General features: G+C 69.2%; 23 protein-coding genes, 1 other RNA gene and 1 pseudogene. 19 read left to right on the plus strand and 6 right to left on the minus strand.

What is annotated here, in order from left to right; translation table 11 throughout:
• The first annotated feature begins 37 nt into the window (after window positions 1–37).
• The 15 genes from B082_RS40550 to B082_RS0129180 all read left to right on the plus strand — a co-directional run bounded on the left by B082_RS40550 (window position 38) and on the right by B082_RS0129180 (window position 6,049).
• On the plus strand, window positions 38–454 hold the full coding sequence (locus B082_RS40550) for a DUF7169 domain-containing protein (RefSeq protein WP_420707701.1): 417 nt from the start codon (window positions 38–40) through the stop codon (window positions 452–454).
• The gene (locus tag B082_RS0129120; RefSeq protein WP_158688911.1) at window positions 414–575 is read left to right on the plus strand and encodes a hypothetical protein; all 162 of its coding nucleotides are present in this window, start codon (window positions 414–416) and stop codon (window positions 573–575) included. Before B082_RS40550 ends, B082_RS0129120 begins: the two co-directional genes overlap by 41 nt.
• Window positions 576–745: 170 nt before the next feature.
• Window positions 746–1,525, plus strand: coding sequence for a sigma-70 family RNA polymerase sigma factor (locus B082_RS0129125; RefSeq protein ID WP_018555328.1), 780 nt, complete (start codon window positions 746–748; stop codon window positions 1,523–1,525).
• A gap of 33 nt (window positions 1,526–1,558) precedes the next feature.
• Window positions 1,559–1,693 (plus strand): hypothetical protein, encoded by a 135-nt coding sequence (locus tag B082_RS40320; RefSeq protein WP_018555329.1) that lies wholly within the window; start codon window positions 1,559–1,561, stop codon window positions 1,691–1,693.
• A gap of 49 nt (window positions 1,694–1,742) precedes the next feature.
• Window positions 1,743–2,228: a hypothetical protein gene (locus tag B082_RS0129135; protein WP_018555330.1), complete on the plus strand. Its 486-nt coding sequence runs from the start codon at window positions 1,743–1,745 to the stop codon at window positions 2,226–2,228.
• The gene (locus B082_RS0129140) at window positions 2,225–2,554 is read left to right on the plus strand and encodes a hypothetical protein (protein WP_018555331.1); all 330 of its coding nucleotides are present in this window, start codon (window positions 2,225–2,227) and stop codon (window positions 2,552–2,554) included. The genes B082_RS0129135 and B082_RS0129140 overlap by 4 nt, the downstream gene beginning before the upstream one ends.
• A gap of 127 nt (window positions 2,555–2,681) precedes the next feature.
• A complete protein-coding gene (locus B082_RS0129145; RefSeq protein WP_018555332.1) occupies window positions 2,682–2,876 on the plus strand; it encodes a hypothetical protein in 195 nt (64 codons plus the stop codon).
• Between the two features lies 1 nt (window position 2,877).
• Window positions 2,878–2,941, plus strand: an RNA gene (locus B082_RS37635) — hammerhead ribozyme type II.
• A gap of 9 nt (window positions 2,942–2,950) precedes the next feature.
• Window positions 2,951–3,130, plus strand: coding sequence for a hypothetical protein (locus B082_RS0129150; protein WP_018555333.1), 180 nt, complete (start codon window positions 2,951–2,953; stop codon window positions 3,128–3,130).
• A 103-nt stretch (window positions 3,131–3,233) separates the two neighbouring features.
• On the plus strand, window positions 3,234–3,395 hold the full coding sequence (locus B082_RS39325) for a hypothetical protein (protein ID WP_018555334.1): 162 nt from the start codon (window positions 3,234–3,236) through the stop codon (window positions 3,393–3,395).
• A complete protein-coding gene (locus B082_RS0129160) occupies window positions 3,395–3,598 on the plus strand; it encodes a hypothetical protein (RefSeq protein WP_018555335.1) in 204 nt (67 codons plus the stop codon). Before B082_RS39325 ends, B082_RS0129160 begins: the two co-directional genes overlap by 1 nt.
• A gap of 19 nt (window positions 3,599–3,617) precedes the next feature.
• Complete coding sequence (locus tag B082_RS0129165) at window positions 3,618–3,848, plus strand: hypothetical protein (protein WP_018555336.1); 231 nt, start codon at window positions 3,618–3,620, stop codon at window positions 3,846–3,848.
• 244 nt (window positions 3,849–4,092) lie between these two features.
• On the plus strand, window positions 4,093–4,854 hold the full coding sequence (locus B082_RS37550; protein ID WP_018555337.1) for a hypothetical protein: 762 nt from the start codon (window positions 4,093–4,095) through the stop codon (window positions 4,852–4,854).
• A 75-nt stretch (window positions 4,855–4,929) separates the two neighbouring features.
• On the plus strand, window positions 4,930–5,667 hold the full coding sequence (locus tag B082_RS0129175) for a hypothetical protein (RefSeq protein WP_018555338.1): 738 nt from the start codon (window positions 4,930–4,932) through the stop codon (window positions 5,665–5,667).
• Between the two features lie 10 nt (window positions 5,668–5,677).
• Complete coding sequence (locus B082_RS0129180; RefSeq protein ID WP_018555339.1) at window positions 5,678–6,049, plus strand: hypothetical protein; 372 nt, start codon at window positions 5,678–5,680, stop codon at window positions 6,047–6,049.
• 57 nt (window positions 6,050–6,106) lie between these two features.
• On the opposite strand, the gene B082_RS0129185 is transcribed toward B082_RS0129180, so the two are convergent.
• Window positions 6,107–6,667 (minus strand): hypothetical protein, encoded by a 561-nt coding sequence (locus tag B082_RS0129185; protein WP_018555340.1) that lies wholly within the window; start codon window positions 6,665–6,667, stop codon window positions 6,107–6,109.
• A 325-nt stretch (window positions 6,668–6,992) separates the two neighbouring features.
• On the opposite strand from B082_RS0129185, the gene B082_RS40325 reads away from it, so the two are divergent.
• Both B082_RS40325 and B082_RS0129195 read left to right on the plus strand, forming a co-directional pair.
• Window positions 6,993–7,115, plus strand: a complete 123-nt coding sequence (locus B082_RS40325) for a hypothetical protein (protein ID WP_018555341.1) — start codon at window positions 6,993–6,995, stop codon at window positions 7,113–7,115.
• Between the two features lie 79 nt (window positions 7,116–7,194).
• Complete coding sequence (locus B082_RS0129195; protein WP_018555342.1) at window positions 7,195–7,647, plus strand: hypothetical protein; 453 nt, start codon at window positions 7,195–7,197, stop codon at window positions 7,645–7,647.
• Between the two features lies 1 nt (window position 7,648).
• On the opposite strand, the gene B082_RS0129200 is transcribed toward B082_RS0129195, so the two are convergent.
• Window positions 7,649–7,918: a winged helix-turn-helix domain-containing protein gene (locus B082_RS0129200; protein WP_026250313.1), complete on the minus strand. Its 270-nt coding sequence runs from the start codon at window positions 7,916–7,918 to the stop codon at window positions 7,649–7,651.
• A 341-nt stretch (window positions 7,919–8,259) separates the two neighbouring features.
• Between B082_RS0129200 and B082_RS0129205 the strand changes: the two genes are divergently transcribed.
• On the plus strand, window positions 8,260–8,499 hold the full coding sequence (locus tag B082_RS0129205) for a hypothetical protein (RefSeq protein WP_026250314.1): 240 nt from the start codon (window positions 8,260–8,262) through the stop codon (window positions 8,497–8,499).
• Between the two features lie 111 nt (window positions 8,500–8,610).
• Here B082_RS0129205 and B082_RS36935 read toward each other — a convergent pair.
• Window positions 8,611–9,405, minus strand: a pseudogene (locus B082_RS36935) (ABC transporter transmembrane domain-containing protein); the annotation flags it as partial.
• Entirely contained in the window at window positions 9,402–11,237 is a 1,836-nt protein-coding gene (locus B082_RS0129215) for an ABC transporter transmembrane domain-containing protein (RefSeq protein WP_018555346.1), read from the minus strand. The pseudogene B082_RS36935 and the gene B082_RS0129215, both read right to left, overlap by 4 nt.
• 301 nt (window positions 11,238–11,538) lie before the next feature.
• On the opposite strand from B082_RS0129215, the gene B082_RS0129220 reads away from it, so the two are divergent.
• Window positions 11,539–12,258, plus strand: coding sequence for a L,D-transpeptidase family protein (locus tag B082_RS0129220; RefSeq protein WP_018555347.1), 720 nt, complete (start codon window positions 11,539–11,541; stop codon window positions 12,256–12,258).
• Between the two features lie 19 nt (window positions 12,259–12,277).
• Here B082_RS0129220 and B082_RS0129225 read toward each other — a convergent pair whose 3' ends face one another.
• On the minus strand, window positions 12,278–15,277 hold the full coding sequence (locus tag B082_RS0129225) for an FAD-binding and (Fe-S)-binding domain-containing protein (protein ID WP_018555348.1): 3,000 nt from the start codon (window positions 15,275–15,277) through the stop codon (window positions 12,278–12,280).
• 48 nt (window positions 15,278–15,325) lie between these two features.
• Window positions 15,326–15,769 carry a MarR family winged helix-turn-helix transcriptional regulator gene (locus tag B082_RS0129230; protein WP_018555349.1) on the minus strand — a complete coding sequence of 148 codons (444 nt, stop codon included), beginning with the start codon at window positions 15,767–15,769 and terminating at the stop codon, window positions 15,326–15,328.
• Between the last annotated feature and the right edge of the window lie 45 nt (window positions 15,770–15,814).

Genomic DNA, 15,814 nt, shown 5'->3' on the forward strand with positions numbered 1-15,814 from the left:
CTACAGTCCAAATCACGTCGCAGACGGACAGCACCTGATGAACCTTCTGGACACGCTGGATCGTGACCTGATCGAACTCCGTCAGATGGTGTCGATCTACGACGACGCAGTGACCATGCCGGGGCGGCGTCCCGACGTGGACCCGGACGGGACAGGCCGGCGGATGACCGCGGACCCCTCCCGTCCGACCGAGAACATCGCCCTGGACAGCTCCCGTGCGGAGCTACTGGAACAATTGGAAACCGGCATCTCGTACGTGACTCGCGCACTGGCGTATGTGCGGGGTGCCACAGCATCAATGGACCGGTCCCTTGCCCGATGGGAGGGGGAGGAGGTCCAGATCCCGGGGGGATGCAGTGAACGTACTGACGGGGCCTCGCTCGACGCCGGCCCAGGCAGCCAGCTTGCTGGAGTTGGCGACGCTGACGGAGCTGTCGCTCCTGCACCGCACTGACGTCGTGACGCTCATCGACGCCACGACCCTCTACCGCGCGGCCGGCTGGGAGTTCTGCCCCCTGGCCGTGGCTGACGTCACGATCGCGGAGTCCTACGGCCTGACGGTCGAAGACATCTAAGCTCCGCAAGTCGACTCACGGACCCCCGGCGCACCCGTTCCGACAGGAGCTGGGGCGGGTGCGCCCTGAAGCACGGCACTACATGTGACCCAGGCCACAAAAGAGTCGCGTCACATCTTTGAGCTATCGCCCCATAACCCAGGTACACCAGTCATTCACGAGGAGCCGACATGTCTCAGACCACCGTGACCAACACTCAGATCCTGGCCGCACAGGGCGGGGACGAGACGGCGATGTGGGACATCGTCTCCGCCTACGAGCCGCTGATCCGAAGCACCGTTCGGTCCGTCGCGCCGGCCGCGAACGAGGACCAGGCGGAGGATCTGCTCCAGGAGGCCCGGATCGTGCTCATCCAGCACATCCGCGAGTACTCCACGGAGGCCGACTCCGCGTCCCTCTCTTCATTCGCCTACCGGGCACTGCGCCGCACCGTTGCGGAGGAGTGGGTCCGGATGTCCAGCGCCGTCACGGTCAACCCGGTGATGGTGATCCGGGTTCGACGGGCCCTGTGGGAGGCAGCGGGCGACGTTGACCGCGCCTGGACGATCGTATCGACCTACCCCGACGTGACGCACCGCATCTCGCGTGAAGCATTTGTGAGCGTGTGTGAGGCACTTGCGGACACGGGCAGCCTGGACGCTCCGGCTCCGGGCGGGGACAGCGGCCTGACGTGGGCGGACCTCACCCCCGACACCTCCGCCGACTTCACCGCCACCACGGAGCGTCGGGACCTGGCCCGCTGGCTGCTCACCCAGGTCCCGCCCCGTCAGGCGTACGCACTGCGCGCCTTCTACGGCATCGGAGGGCTGCGCCAGTCCGACGAGCAGACCAGCGACGAGATGGGCATCAGCTCCCACCGAAGCTGCCAGGCCCTGCGCAAGCTCCGGAGTCGCGGACTGGAGAGTGCCCGTAACGTCGCCGCCGGCCACCACATCACGCTGGCTGCGTAAGTCACTCATCAACCGACCGAAAGAGAGTCTGCTATGTACCCCTCCCTTGACGCCTACGACCTTCAGGGTGTCCGTCCCGACGAAGCCGCCCTGTGGGGCGCCGACATCATCGCCGCCGTTGACGACCTGGCGGACGCCTGGATCTTCGACGCGGAGTTCACCGACTGAGTTCCGTGAGTCGACTCACGGAAGTGCCCACCACGACAGAGGAGAGATCATGACCGAGTACATCGCACAGTGCCGATACAACCGTTCGGACACCATCAAGGCTCGCGTGGAGGACAAGGTCGTCTGGCTGGAGCCTGGAGTTGCCAACGTCGCCCTCACGCCGGCCGACGCCCGCACCTTCGCCCGCGGCATCCTGGCCCTGGCCGACGGGGTCGACGGGGGAGAGGCGGAGACGACCATGTTCCCGGCGGTTGGTGACGTCGTGCGGATCGTTTGCCCGGAGAGCGCCTGCGACCCCGAGCACGTGGGGGGTATCGGGGTGCTGACCAGAACCGACAACACGGACTGCAAGTACCGGGTCCGCCTGCCCGGTGGCGAGATCGTGTGGGCGTACGAAGTGGAGGCTCCCACGAAGCCCACCCCCAACCCGTCACCCCGCGTGGCCTTCCTGGAGGAGGCTCGCCGGCTGGTCGGCTCCCGTGACGTCCCGCAGCTGCTCGCCGTGGCCCGCTTCCTGGCAGGAGAGAACGCATGAGCGCCCCCAAGGTCGGCGACCGAGTCCGCATCACCCAGGGATACAAATACGCCCCCGGCTACTTCGCCGGCATGACCGGCACGCTGGTGGAGGTCGACCCCGACGACTCGAACCTGCCGTACCGGGTCCAGGGTGACGGAGAGCCGTCGTGGGAAAAGGTCTGGGCTCACGCCGTGGAGGTGGTGACGCCGGTCGATCCGTTCGCGGGGGCGGGCGCCGGTCCCTCCCGGGACACCCTCGTCATCCGCGCCAAGGAACTCCTGGCCGGCACCGATCACACCGCAGCCGACATCATCCGGATGGCGGCGTTCCTGACCGGGGAGTAGGCCGGCTCGGGGGAGTTCCGCAAGTCGACTCACGGAACTCCCCCACTGGGGTTGTGTTGCGCAACATAACCTGTCATAGTCGAGACATCGCCAGGGACTCACGGAGGGTCCGGCAGGGGAGGACATCATGAACTGGACCGCGGAGACGCTTCGCTCGGGGATCGCGCTCGATTCGGCGTACGACCACCGCCGGCAGATGGCTGCGGTGCCGGGCACCTGGTACCGCGTTCGTCAGGGTGGCGTCGTATCACTCACCACCCGCAACCGGGGCGACGCGCTGCGGTCCTTCCGGCGCCTGGTGACCCTGGCATCCGGAGCCTGACAGCCGAAACGCCCTCCGGGGCTTCCGCGGGGACTGGCCTACCCGCGCTGATGAGGCAGGCCGTAGGAGGAGAAATGACCGACACCATCACCGCTGACGCGCTGTACCGCAACGATCGCGTGATTCTCGACCCGAACGACATGCCGCACCTGGTCGACAGCGTGACGGGCGCGGGGGACACGGTGCTCGTTGTGTTCTCGTCGGGTGAGGAGCGGGTGTTCCGGGTTGACGACGACGTGACGATCGTCGGCTAGCTCCACCCGCCCCGCATAGGCAAGCCCCGGCACCCCCACCGCCAGGGCGCGCGGTTCGAATCCGCGGCGGTGGCACTCCATCACTTCGACGTCAGGAGACGCCGTGTACGAAATCGTATGCCACCGTCCGGGCGAGACCGGACCGCACGACGTGATCGGAACCGAGCGGGGGCAGTTCCTCGCCGACTTCCGGGTACGGCAGGAGAACAGCAAGGCGGAGCGTGACGGCGTGGCGTACCGGTACTACTTCCGAGTGGCGCGCTGATGTTCCGCCACCTGAAAGCCAACCGAGCCGCCCGCCGGCTCCGCGAGGCGTACCCCGAGATCCCTCTCCCCGTCGCCCGGCAGCGGGCATGGGAGCTGCTCCAGCGCTTCCCCGGCGCCACTACGGGCCGGCTGGGGGAGTACCTGATCCACGACGTGCACCTCAACAAGATGCTCGCCAACCTGAACCGCAACATCCGCTAGGCGCTGACGGAGGTACGCCATGGACCAGCCGACGACCCACCTCAACCTCTCCATCCCCGCCCGCATGATCCGCCGTGGCGACGAGTTCACCCTCCACCGCCGTACGCGAGTGGCCGCCGGCTCCCCGGGCGTCGGCGAGTACGGCTCCGCAGTCGTCCCGCTGGAGGGCGGGGGAGCGGCCTGGCTGTCGAAGGACGCCTTCATCGACGTTCGCCGGCCCGTCAGGAACACCCCGTGCGCTACCGCGTGACCCTGGAGAACGGCGCGACGGGGCGGGCCGACGACGTGACCGCACGCCGCATCCTCCGCCAGGCGGCTGACGCCGGCTGCGACCGGACCCGGGTGCGCGGTGGATGGGTAGTGACGCTGCCAGGGGGAGGGCTTGTGGCGCTGCTGCGTGAGTCGACTTACGCGGGATCGGCGTCAGGTGTTGTGTTGCGCAACACAACTGTGTCATAGTGAAGCCACGCCAGAGACTCACGGAGGAGCAGAACATGAAGGCTTACAAGGTCAAGGGGACCACGGACGAGGTCACTACCTGCGAACTGTGCGGTAAGCAGGAGCTGAAGGGCACGGTCATGCTGATGCCCCTAGACGTCGACGGCAACGAGGACGGGGACGTCTCGTACTTCGGCACTTCGTGCGCCGCCAAGGCGGCCGGCTGGACGGTCCGGGAGGTCAACGCTGGCGTCAAGGCTGCGAAGGACGAGGATCGGGCCCGTCGGGACGCGGACCGCCGCGCGGCGTGGGCGGCGCAGACGGAGTTCCTGGCCGGCTGGTACCTGGAGCACTACGGAACGACGGATCTGCACAAGGCCGCGGAGCTGGCCGGTGTGTCGACCGTTCGGCTGTCGGGAGCGGCCATCCGCGCGTACCGGGAGGTACAATCCGCTGCGGAGTCTGTGACGGTCGTCGAAGAACCGGCCGTGGAGCTGGCCCCCGTCACTGTTGACGTCCCCGCCGGATGCCCCGTGCTTGCCGAGCCGGGCAACATCCACTGCATGACTGCTCACTGTGTCGACTGCAATGCGTTCCGCATGGCGAAGATGAACGTCGACACGGTGGAGTCGTGGTACCGGTCCGGGCATTTCAGTCAGGACGAGTACGAGGCGTTCATGCACGCCTGGGCCACAGATGCCTACCGCTACACCGCCGGTGGCCACGCCGTGATCCCGACGGACCCGAAGGTCGTGATGATCGTCGCCGCTATCCGTCGCCACGCCGACATCACCGCTCCCATCACGATCGCAGCGTGACACCTGGAGCCCCTGCCAATCGCACGGGTGGGGGCTCCATCCGACCCCCCGACCACCGCACACGAACGAGGAGCCATGCCGAGAACGCCCCTGCACGTCAGACTGGCCCGCAAGTACGGTCAGACCGCCGTCCTGTACGCCGCCCTGGCGCTCTCCGCCCCCGGTGAGTACGCGCTCGCGCAGATGGCCGGCTGGGACTCACGCTTCGCCTGGCTGATGCCGGCCGTCATGTCCCTCTACGCGGCGATCGGGGCGAGCGTCGCCAAGGCGCAGAAGGAGGCGGCGCGCGTTGCCGTCGGAACGTCGAAGGAACGCGACGCCCAACGCCGTTCCCGAAACGCAACGTTCGGCGCTCTCCTCGCTCTCCTTATGGCAACGGCGGCACAGGTGACGGAACACGTGATCACCGCAACCGTCTTCGGCCCAACGCTCTGGGTGGTCGTCGTTGTGTCGGCCGTTCCGCCGTTGGTCGCCGCCCACGTGCTGCACATCGACCCGCCGGCAGAGGAAGACGACAACGAGGAGCATGAGGCACCCGCAGAGGCGCCCCAGGGGCCCGCTGTGGAGCCTGCGGAGGAGCCGGAGGAGGAAGAGGTCCTGGAGCCCCTGGAAGCCTCTTACAAGCCCGTCCTCGTAACGTACGCCGAAGCAGCCGAAGACCTGGGGCTGAGCGTTGTGACGATCAGGGGTGCCGCCAACGGGCCAACGCCGCGGATCAGGAAGTTCCCCGGGGCAACGCCCAGCTCCGTGCTCGTTGACATCCGCGAGTGTCACGATGTATTCAACCCCAGCCGGCGTTCCGTCGGCGTTTGAGGAGAGAACGATGGAGTTCAAGATCGAGGATCTCGATGGAGGAATGGGCCCCTTCGAGTCCGCCACCATCGCCACCGGGGCGGAGAGCTATGGCCCCGAAGGTTTGATAATGGTCGAAGGCGTCGACCGGATGTTCCCCACCCCCGCCCAGGCCCGCGAGCTGGCTGCCGCTCTCCTTCGGGCCGCGGACGAGGCGGAGGACGTGGAGCCCGTCGACATAGAGCAGGCGGTCCGCAACAAAGTCGCCGAAGAGCTGGAGCAGATGGACGGCAAGAACCTGGGCATGAACGTGAGCCGCACGCAGGCCGTCAACGTGGCCCGGAGAGGCCTCCGACCCGAGGACACACGCCACGGGACCACGCAGAAGATGTGGCTGTACTGAGCACTACCAAGAGCCCTCGTCGCATCCCGCGGCGGGGGCTTTTTGGCGTTTCCGGACCTACGCCGCGCGTCCGCCCTCCCAGAGCGCCGCCACGTGTGAGGCGAACCGATCGTACAGCCCGTCATCCCCGAGCCGGCGCAGATGCAGCATGGGGGATTCGTGACCGAGGAGCGACGAAAGGTGCGGCGTCACCAACATCTCGTCGTCGAAGCTGAAGACCGACAGTGCGATGTGCCCGTCCGAGAACCGCACGTCGACGCCCGGAGCGTCGCCCATGCGCTTCAGCGCGTCCAGGGTGATGTTGATGCGCGTCGTAACGGTGAGCGGGACGCCTTCGATCTCCTCGCGCCGCCGGGTGACGTCGGACTCCGGGTCGCCAAGCAGGAAGCGGATCGAGCAGCCGGCCGACGCCTTGGCCTTGAGTCGCTCCGCCAGCCGCGGATGTTCCTGCCAGAGGAAGTAGTTCGTGTAGCCGGCGAAGACGATCGATGTCGACGCTTCGTCAATCAGCCCGGCCCATACCGACGTTGGGCAGGCGTTTCGGTAGGGGTGGGCGGCGAGGATCTCGCGATCGGCGCCCGTCTTTATGGCGCTCCTGGCAACCTTGGGCCACAGCACGGCGTCACTTACTCCTAGTGCACGGGCTACGTCGGCGCGAATGGTGGTGCGCGGTGCTCGTAGCGGGTTGGACAGCCACCGGTCGACAGTCCGGGGGTCTACTCCGACGGTGCGGGCTAAACGACCCACCGTCATATTGGCCTCGTCCATAGCGGATCGCAGCGCGGTGTTCAATGCTCCACCCCCGGACGTTGTGGACACTCTGGACGATAGCGCGGACTGTCCGCTGTGTCCCCGGAATGCCGTAGGAGTGTCCAACAGAGAGCGACATCTTGATGACACGACGCAATCAGCGCCGGCTCTTCAACGGAAAGGGTCAGTCATCATGCGACACGCGCTCGGCATCATCCTCCACGGCGGGGACGACGACAACGGCGGCCACGGGTCGGACAACACCGACATCGAGGGTGGCGACGGCAACGGCGGTAGCGGCTCCCCGGGTCACTGACGCCGGCAGGTGAAGTGAGCTAGGGCGGGTCCTCGGTTTCGGCCCGGGGGCCCGCCCGTACTTGGATAGGGTCAACGGCATGCCCCAGCAGATCAAAGGCGACTCGCGCCTTGTCATCGGTCGATTCCTGTACGACTGGCACCACCAGGACTACCTACTCCTTGCCTACGCCCACCGCGGACATGAGGGCATGGGTGTGGTCGGGACGGTGGCCGACGCGGAAGGGCGGATGCCCGACCTGTGGTCCGTGGCAGCGCGGCACTGCTCCCTGGGGGCGTCGGCAGAGGAGATCGGCCGCTGGTGTCTGTGTTCGGGCTGGGCCCGTACCATGAGCCCTCGGAACGCGTGGATTGAGGTCGACGGGGTTCCCTGGACATTCGACGTGCGCAACACCCTGTCGGAGATCCGGCCCCACCAGTACGGAACGACTGCGTACGGGTGGCGGGGCGCCTACGTCGGCACGCTGACGCTGGAGGACCCCGACGTGATTCAGCGGGCCCACGACCTGATGCGGGTCGAAGCGCACGCCTGATCTACGGCGTCTTGTCGGCCGGTGGGTTGGACACGAAGGTGCCGCGCTGCGGGACGACGAACACGTCTCCGTCGTCAACGAGTACAGCAATGGCGCGTCGCACCGTGGACCGCGCAAGCCCGTACTGCTGCACGAGTTGGGTCTCGCTCGACATGCGCCGGCCAGGTGCCCAGTCGCCTCGCAAGATGCGAGCGCGGAGGATCTCCGCCAACTGCCTGTACGGCGTCAGCGGGGCTCCGGGATCAATCTCGTCATCGGGCTTGGCGACCATGATCAACAAGCTAGACGACCGCCTCTGACGAGGTTCATTGGGATACGTCTCGCTACGTAGAGATACAAGGCGATACCATGACGACAAGACCCCGGCGACCGTGCGACCGGTCCCGGGGCGTGGCCAACGCTTTGAAGGAGCGTCGACATGCCTGACCTTACCGAACCGGTACATCTGAGCGACCCCGCCCTGTTACTCGAACCCGTCCCCGTCGCCGGCTGCGACGTCTGTGCGTCGCTCGCGCGGCAGCGGGCCGACGCCAGGCGGCAAGGGGATGCCTCCACGGTCTCTGACTGCAATGTGGAACTGGGGCGCCACCCCCACGGGAAGAGGGGGCGGCGATGAGTCCACGCGCTGTCATCCGCCCCGTGACGCACCACATCGTCCAGCACCCCGACACCGACGTCACGTACGAGGGGCTGTGCCTGTCGTGTGAGTGGAGTTCGAAGTCGACGGACGGCGAGAAGGTGAACACCGAATGCCTGCGCCATGCCGGCCGTGCGAATCACCGCGGGTTCCGGCGGGTCGTCACCGGCTTCGCGTTCGTCGTCCGTGACGGCGAGGAAGACCCCGCACGCTAGGGACGTCACTCCACGGCGTGCGGCGGGCGGTCAGGGGGAGGTCGACAGCCACCCCGGCCGCCCAGGGCCCCGTCTCTCTTCGGAGGGGCGGGGCTTTTGTATGCCCCCCCCCGAGAGAATGGTAAACGTACAACGCTCCCAGGCGGTCCACTCCTTGACGCGCCGGTCAGACAGGGCGATCCGGCGCGCGCCCAGCCGGTGCGCCTCCACGGTCCGCCCCGCGTCCACCGTCTCCGCGAGCGCAGCCGCGACCGCCGCGTAGCCGGCGGCCTCCGAGCGGTACGCCGAGGGCGCCCGGCGGAAGTACCAGCGGCAGCCGATCAGCAACGCCGGCAACGCCACGAGCACCGCAAGCGCCAGCGGGGGAGCCGTGATGGTGAGGGCGGCGATGAGCAGGCCCGCCCACACCACGCCGATGGTCAGCTGCGGCACCGCCTCGCGCATCGCGTTGGCGAGCCGGTCGATGTCCGTCGTGATCCGGGACAGCAGGTCACCCGTGCCGGCCCGCTCCAGCACGCCCGGGGGCAGCCGCACCGAGCGCACGAGGAAGTCCTCGCGCAGATCGGCGAGCATCTCCTCACCCAGCATCGCGCTGCGCAGCCGCATCATGCGGGTGGCCACCGTCTGAACGACCAGCGCGACCGCGAAGACGGCAGCCGTGCGCTCCAGATGCAGGTCGGTGGCGCCCTCGGACAGATCCTCGACGAGCCCGCCCAGCAGGTACGGACCGACGATCGAGGCGGTCACCGCGAGCGTGTTGAGCAGGGTCACCACGATGAACGGGCGCCGGTGGCGGCGGATCAGCCCCCGCACATAGGCACGTACCGTCGCGGGGCTGCCGACCGGCAGGGTCGTGGCCGACTCAGGGGCCGCCGGGTCGTGGGCCGGTGGGGCCATGCCGATCATGCCCGCTCCTCGATTTCCTCGCTCGTGCCGATCTCTTCGTCGCGGCCCGCCGCGGCCGCCGGCTCCTCGCCGGTATCGCGTGTGACGACGTCCCGGTACCGCTTCTCGGAGAGCAGCAGCTCACGGTGTGTACCGGCGGCCACCACCGAGCCCCCGTGGACCAGCGCCACCCGGTCCGCCAGGTCCAGCAGCAGCGGCGACGAGGAGAAGGCGACGGTCGTACGGTCCGTGCGCAGCGCCTTCACGCCCGCGGCGACCCGCGCCTCGGTGTGTGAGTCGACGGCGGACGTGGGCTCGTCGAGGACGAGGGTGTCCGGGTCGGTGATCAACGACCGGGCCAGCGCGAGCCGCTGACGCTGTCCGCCGGAGAGCGACCGGCCGCGTTCGGTGATCCGGGTGTCCAGCGGCTCGCCGTCCGAGCCGGGGGACGCCTGCGCCAGGGCGGCCAGGACGTCGTCGCACTGGGCGGCCGACAGGGCGGCCCGAGCCGCGACCCTGCCGGACGACGGCACGTCCAGCAGCTCACGCAGGGTGCCCGAGAGCAGCACCGGATCCTTGTCCTGGACCAGGACGGCGGCCCGCGCCGCGTCCAGGTCCAGCTCGTCCAGGGGTACGCCGCCCAGCAGGACGGACGGCGGCCCGGAGGCTGCCGTGTCCTCGCCCGACTCTTCCCGCTCCTCGGGCTGGGCGTGCCCGCCGAGCCGCTCCGCCAGCCGGCCCGCCTCGTCGGGATCGCCGCAGACCACGGCGGTGAACAGCCCCTGGGGCGCGAGCAGCCCGGTGACCGGGTCGTACAGGTCGCCCGTCGGGACGGTGGTGGCCGTGGCCGCACGAGCGGTCCGGCTCAGCGACAGCACCCGCACCGCCCGCTGCGCCGAGGGCCGGGAGAAGGAGTACGCCATGGCGATCTCCTCGAAGTGACGCAGCGGGAACAGGGTCAGGGTCGCCGCGCTGTACACCGTGACCAGCTGGCCGACCTCGACCTTGCCGTCCCTCGCCAGCGAGGCCCCGTAGACGACCAGGGCGAGCAGCAGCACGCCCGGCAGCAGGACCTGGACCGCTGAGATGAGCGACCACATCCGGGCGTTGTGCACCGCGGCCTTGCGGACTTCCTGGGAAGCGCGCCGGTAGCGGTCCAGGAACAGGTCCTCGCCGCCGATGCCCCGCAGCACGCGCAGCCCGGCCACGGTGTCCGAGGCCAGCTCGGTGGCCTTGCCCGCCTTTTCGCGCTGGACGTCGGCACGGCGGGTGGCGCGGGGCAGCAACGGCAGCACGGACAGGGCCAGGAAGGGCATGGCGATCGCCACGAGAATGCCCAGGGAGGGCAGGTAGAGGAGGAGTCCGACGCTGACGACGACCAGCACCGTCGCGGCGGCCAGGAAGCGGGAGAGGGACTCGACGAACCACCCGATCTTCTCCACGTCACCGGTGGAGACCGCCACCACCTCGCCCGCGGCGACCCTGCGGGTCAGCGCCGAACCCAGCTCGGCGGTCTTGCGGGACAGCAGCTGCTGGACCCGGGCCGCGGCGGTGATCCAGTTGGTGACGGCGCTGCGGTGGAGCATCGTGTCGCTCACCGAGGTCAGCACGCCGAGAAGCGCGGTCAGGCCGCCCGCCAGCGCGAGCCGTCCGCCCGACCGGTCGATGACCGCCTGGACGGCCAGTCCGACGCTGAGCGGGTAGCCCGCGATGGAGCACTGGTGCAGGAGGCCCCAGAGCAGGGACTTGAGCTGCCCACGGATCTGATTGCGGCCCAGCCAGTACAGAAAGCGAGGGCCCGAGCGGACATCGGGATCGCCGGGATCCAGGTACGGAAGATCGCGAATGTGCATGACGTCCCAAAGGAATCGAAAGAGGCCGGGACCCGCGAGGGGCCCCGGGACGCATCGGGTGAAACACCGGGCCGCCCGCGGGGATTCGCAGGCGGGGAACCAAACCGTGCAAGCCTCGCGTATCACCGGGGGCGCGGCAAACGCTTTTATCGGGTCCCGGCCGGGGACGGGACCGGCTGTGCGGGCCCGGCCGCGGACGGGTAAAGATTCGGCACGCTTTCGCCGGGTCCCCCTCGGGCGGGCGAAGGCGCACGTCACCAGGTGCGAGCATGGGCAGATGCATATAGCCGGTGCGGTACGAGTGGTGGTCTCGGCGGCCGCCTGTGGTGTCCTGCTCACGACCCTGACGTCCTGCGGCGACAGCCAGGACACGAAGAAGAGCGGCGCCGGGCGGTCGGCCGCCGCCGAGAAGGGCAAGCAGAAGGAGCAGACCACCGGCCTGAAGCGCATCCCCGATGTGGGGAGCCGGCTCCAGTCGCAGATCCCGGCCGAGTCCCGCCAGGTCGTCGCCGTCTACGGCGCGGGCAAGGACTCCGCCGACTCCACCGTCATGCTCTACACCAAGTCCGGCTCCACCTGGGACAAGGTCGCCGGCTGGAAGGCGCACAACGGCAAGAAGGGCTGGGCGGCCAACCACCACGAGGACGACAAGCGCAGCCCGGTCGGCGTCTTCACCCTCAGCGACGCGGGCGGTGTGCTGGCCGATCCCGGCGCCCTCCTCCCGTACACGCAGTCGGCGTCCATCCAGGCCCCGCACTACTGGGCGAAGTCCCACTGGCACGACTTCGACTACGTCATCGCCATCGATTACAACCGGGTCAAGGGCACCCCGCCCAACGACCCGACGCGCCCGCAGGGCCAGTCGAAGGGCGGCAGCATCTGGCTGCACATGGACCACGGCAGCGGGACTTCGGCGTGTGTGAGTGTGTCGAAGCCGGCCATGGAGAAGCTGCTGCGCACCTTGGACCCGAAGCAGCACCCGGTCGTGGTGATGGGCGACCGGGCGAGCCTGAGCGCCTGACAGGGCGCCGCCGTACGCTTCAGCCGGAGCCGGAGCCGGAGCCGGAGCCGGAGCCGGAGCCGGAGCCGGAGCCGGAGCCGGAGCCGGAGCCGGAGCCTGGGCGCGTCGCCCATTCGAGCTCCATGAGTGCCGAGTGGTACGAACGGCCCGTCGCCCGGTCCATTCCGATCTCGCACATCCGGTTGGCCGAGAGATACGCGTCGTACTCCCGGGGCCGGACCTCAGCGCTCTCCTTCGCCGTGGCGGACGCCGTCAGCTCCTCGTGCAGCATCCCCCGGTCGCCCGCGAAGCCGCAGCACGCGGCATCGTCGGGGATCACGGCCTCGTGCGCGCAGGCCTCCGCGACCGCGCGCAACCGGTCCACATCGTCCAGGTGCTCCATGGAGCAGGTCGGGTGCAGCACGGCGGAACCGGTCCGGCGCAGCACCGTCAGCTCCGGCAGGAGCTCGTCCGCCGCCCAGACCAGGGAGTCGACCACCGTCAGCTCGCGGTGCAACTTCCGGTTGTCCTCGGTGAGGTACGGGACCACCTCGTGGGCGATGCCCAGCGTGCAGGAGGAGGCGTCGACCACCAGGGGCAGCTTTCCACCCGCCGTCCAGCCCCAGGCGGCCTCCACGATCCGGTTGGCCATGACGGCGTTGCCCGCGTTGTACCCCTTGGAGTGCCAGATGGTCGCGCAGCAGGTCCCATGGACATCGTCCGGGATCCAGACCGGCTTGCCCGCACGGGCCGAAACAGCGACCACGGCCTGCGGCAGCGAAGGGCCCTGATACCCGTCCGGGCTGCCGAAGATACGGTTGACGCAGGCCGGGTAGTAGACCGCGCTCGCCCCCGCCCTGGACGTGCGCGGCAGCTTTCGGGATGCCGCCCCGGGGATTTCCGGCAGCCACTCGGGGACGAGATCCGGGTTTACCGCGCGGCGGGCGAGACGCGTGACGCCCTGAAGCAGCCGGTCGTCGATCCGGCTCGCCGCGGCCACGGCCAGCCGCGCCGCCGTCTCCGCGGCGCGGAAATGCTTCGCGGCGAGGGCGGCGATCCGCTCCTCGCGCCGGGAGTGACGCTGATGACGGAAGTCCTTCATCATGGCGCCGGTGTCGATCCCGACCGGACAGGCGAGCTTGCAGGTCGAGTCACCGGCACAGGTGTCCACGGCGTCGTACCCGTAGGCGTCCACCAGACCCGTCTCCACGGGCGAGCCGCCGGACTGGCGCATCATCTCCCGCCGCAGCACGATGCGTTGACGCGGCGAGGTGGTCAGGTCGTGGCTGGGGCAGGTCGGTTCGCAGAAGCCGCACTCGATGCAGGGGTCGGCGATCGGCTCGACCTTGGGAATCGTCTTCAGACCGCGCAGGTGCGCCTTCGGATCACGGTCGAGGACGATCCGCGGGGCCAGGATGCCGTCCGGGTCGATGACCTGCTTCGTACGCCACATCAGCTCGGTCGCCCGCGGGCCCCACTCCAGTTCGAGGAAGGGGGCGATATTGCGTCCCGTGGCGTGCTCCGCCTTGAGCGATCCGTCGAACTGCTCCACCGTCAGCCGGCAGAAATCGGCCATGAACGCGGCGTAGCGGTCGACGTCCGCCGGCCGCGCCGCGTCGAAGGCGAGCAGGAAATGGAGGTTTCCGTGCGCGGCGTGGCCCGCGACGGCGGCGTCGAAGCCGTGCTCGGCCTGGAGCGCGAGCAGTGCCTCGCAGGCGTCGGCCAGCCGGGAGGGCGGGACGGCGAAGTCCTCCGTGATCAGCGTCGTGCCCGCGGGGCGGGAGCCGCCGACCGCGGTGACGAAGGCCTTGCGGGCCTTCCAGTAGCCGGAGATGGTCCGGGCATCCCGGGTGAACTCATTGGTCACGGAGGTGACCGGACGGACCAGGTCGAGCCGGCGTACGACCTCGGCCGCCGCCCGCTCGTACGCCTCCTGGCCCTCGTCGTCCGGGGCCCGGAACTCCACCAGCAGCGCGGCGGTCTCCTTCGGCAGCCCGGCCCAGTCGGCGGGCACCCCCTGCACGCTGACGGAGGCCCGCAGGGTGTTCCCGTCCATCACCTCGACGGCGATGGCGCCCGCCTCGTTGAACAGCGGGACGGCGGCGGCCGCGGCGGTCAGCGAGGGGAAGAACAGCAGCCCCGTCGAGATCCGGCGGTCCAGCGGCAGCGTGTCGAAGACGACCTCGGAGATGAATCCGAACGTCCCCTCGGACCCGACCATCAGCCCGCGCAGGATCTCCACCGGGGTCGAGCCGTCGAGGAACGCGTCGAGCCGGTAGCCGTTGGTGTTCTTGATCTCGTACTTGGCCCGGATGCGGGCCGTGAGCGCCGCATCGGCCTCGATCTCCGCCTTCAGCGCCAGCAGCCCCTCGCACAGCCGCGGCTCGGCACGGGCCAGATCCTCGTCGGCCGCCGGGTCGCCGGTGTCCACGACCGTCCCGCTGGGCAGCACGCAGGTGAGCGAGGAGACGGTGCGGTACGAATTACGGGTGGTGCCGGCGGTCATCCCGGAGGCGTTGTTGGCGACGACTCCGCCGATCGTGCAGGCGATGGCGCTGGCCGGGTCGGGCCCGAGCAGCCGGCCGTACCGGGCGAGAGCCGCGTTGGCCCGCACCACCGTCGTCCCCGGGCGGATACGGGCACGGGCGCCGTCGTCCAGGACCTCGATGCCCGCCCAGTTCCGCCGGACGTCGACGAGGATGTCCTCACCCTGCGCCTGGCCGTTGAGGCTGGTCCCCGCGGCGCGGAAGACGACGTTGCGGCCCTTGCCGTGGGCGTACGACAGGATCGCGGAGATGTCGTCGATGTCCTCGGGGACGACGACCACCTGCGGCACGAAACGGTACGGGCTGGCGTCGGAGGCGTACTTCACCAGGTCGGAGATCTTCCAGAGCACCTTGTGCGCGCCGAGCAGGGCGGTCAGCTCGCCGCGGAGCGGCTCCGGCGTGCCCTGTGCCTGGCCGTCGGGGACACGGTCGTGGGACGGCGGGCGTGCCGCCGTGGGGCGCAGGGTGCCGGGATTCGGCTCCAGCAGCGGCATGGTGAGGTCTCCTCGGTGGTTCGGTGGTTCGGGGCTGCGTCCCGTGGGTCAGCAGCGGCGCTCCGGCATTCCGTTGACGAGAGCGGTCAGCAGTCCGCCGAGCACCTCGCGCTGATCGGCGGTCAATGGAGCCAGGATCTCTTCTGCGGCTGCCCGGCGCGCGTCGCGCAGCGAACGGAGTGTGGCGATGCCCTCGTCCGTGATCTCGATCCGGACCACTCTGCGACTGTCCGGATCAGGGATACGCCGCACCCGGCCGCCGGCCTCCAGGGCGTCCACCAACGTGGTGACGGCGCGCGGGACGACATCGAGGCGCTGCGCGAGATCCGCCATCCGGGGCGGACCGTCGTAGTGCGCCACAGTGCGCAGCAGCCGGAACTGCGCGGGCGTGATATCGATCGGCTCCAGCTGGCGGCTCTGAATGCGCTGGAGCCTGCGCGTCAGCCGCAGCAGCTGTTCGGCGAGAAGGCCGTCGGGGTCGGAAGAATCCATGGGAGGGAGACTATCAGGACTCTGCTCATTGTGAGTAGAGGTAAC

The organism is Streptomyces sp. ATexAB-D23, assembly GCF_000373645.1.
GTDB classification, from domain to species: domain Bacteria; phylum Actinomycetota; class Actinomycetes; order Streptomycetales; family Streptomycetaceae; genus Streptomyces; species Streptomyces castrisilvae.

What these genes read in the sequence shown, in the direction of transcription:
- B082_RS40550 (WP_420707701.1), top strand. Translation starts at nt 38, where the DNA reads ATGAACCTTCTGGACACGCTGGATCGTGACCTGATCGAACTCCGTCAG.
- B082_RS0129125 (WP_018555328.1), top strand. Translation starts at nt 746, where the DNA reads ATGTCTCAGACCACCGTGACCAACACTCAGATCCTGGCCGCACAGGGC.
- B082_RS40320 (WP_018555329.1), top strand. Translation starts at nt 1,559, where the DNA reads ATGTACCCCTCCCTTGACGCCTACGACCTTCAGGGTGTCCGTCCCGAC.
- B082_RS0129135 (WP_018555330.1), top strand. Translation starts at nt 1,743, where the DNA reads ATGACCGAGTACATCGCACAGTGCCGATACAACCGTTCGGACACCATC.
- B082_RS0129140 (WP_018555331.1), top strand. Translation starts at nt 2,225, where the DNA reads ATGAGCGCCCCCAAGGTCGGCGACCGAGTCCGCATCACCCAGGGATAC.
- B082_RS0129145 (WP_018555332.1), top strand. Translation starts at nt 2,682, where the DNA reads ATGAACTGGACCGCGGAGACGCTTCGCTCGGGGATCGCGCTCGATTCG.
- B082_RS0129150 (WP_018555333.1), top strand. Translation starts at nt 2,951, where the DNA reads ATGACCGACACCATCACCGCTGACGCGCTGTACCGCAACGATCGCGTG.
- B082_RS0129160 (WP_018555335.1), top strand. Translation starts at nt 3,395, where the DNA reads ATGTTCCGCCACCTGAAAGCCAACCGAGCCGCCCGCCGGCTCCGCGAG.
- B082_RS0129165 (WP_018555336.1), top strand. Translation starts at nt 3,618, where the DNA reads ATGGACCAGCCGACGACCCACCTCAACCTCTCCATCCCCGCCCGCATG.
- B082_RS37550 (WP_018555337.1), top strand. Translation starts at nt 4,093, where the DNA reads ATGAAGGCTTACAAGGTCAAGGGGACCACGGACGAGGTCACTACCTGC.
- B082_RS0129175 (WP_018555338.1), top strand. Translation starts at nt 4,930, where the DNA reads ATGCCGAGAACGCCCCTGCACGTCAGACTGGCCCGCAAGTACGGTCAG.
- B082_RS0129180 (WP_018555339.1), top strand. Translation starts at nt 5,678, where the DNA reads ATGGAGTTCAAGATCGAGGATCTCGATGGAGGAATGGGCCCCTTCGAG.
- B082_RS40325 (WP_018555341.1), top strand. Translation starts at nt 6,993, where the DNA reads ATGCGACACGCGCTCGGCATCATCCTCCACGGCGGGGACGACGACAAC.
- B082_RS0129195 (WP_018555342.1), top strand. Translation starts at nt 7,195, where the DNA reads ATGCCCCAGCAGATCAAAGGCGACTCGCGCCTTGTCATCGGTCGATTC.
- B082_RS0129200 (WP_026250313.1), bottom strand. Translation starts at nt 7,918, where the DNA reads ATGGTCGCCAAGCCCGATGACGAGATTGATCCCGGAGCCCCGCTGACG.
- B082_RS0129205 (WP_026250314.1), top strand. Translation starts at nt 8,260, where the DNA reads ATGAGTCCACGCGCTGTCATCCGCCCCGTGACGCACCACATCGTCCAG.
- B082_RS0129215 (WP_018555346.1), bottom strand. Translation starts at nt 11,237, where the DNA reads ATGCACATTCGCGATCTTCCGTACCTGGATCCCGGCGATCCCGATGTC.
- B082_RS0129225 (WP_018555348.1), bottom strand. Translation starts at nt 15,277, where the DNA reads ATGCCGCTGCTGGAGCCGAATCCCGGCACCCTGCGCCCCACGGCGGCA.
- B082_RS0129230 (WP_018555349.1), bottom strand. Translation starts at nt 15,769, where the DNA reads ATGGATTCTTCCGACCCCGACGGCCTTCTCGCCGAACAGCTGCTGCGG.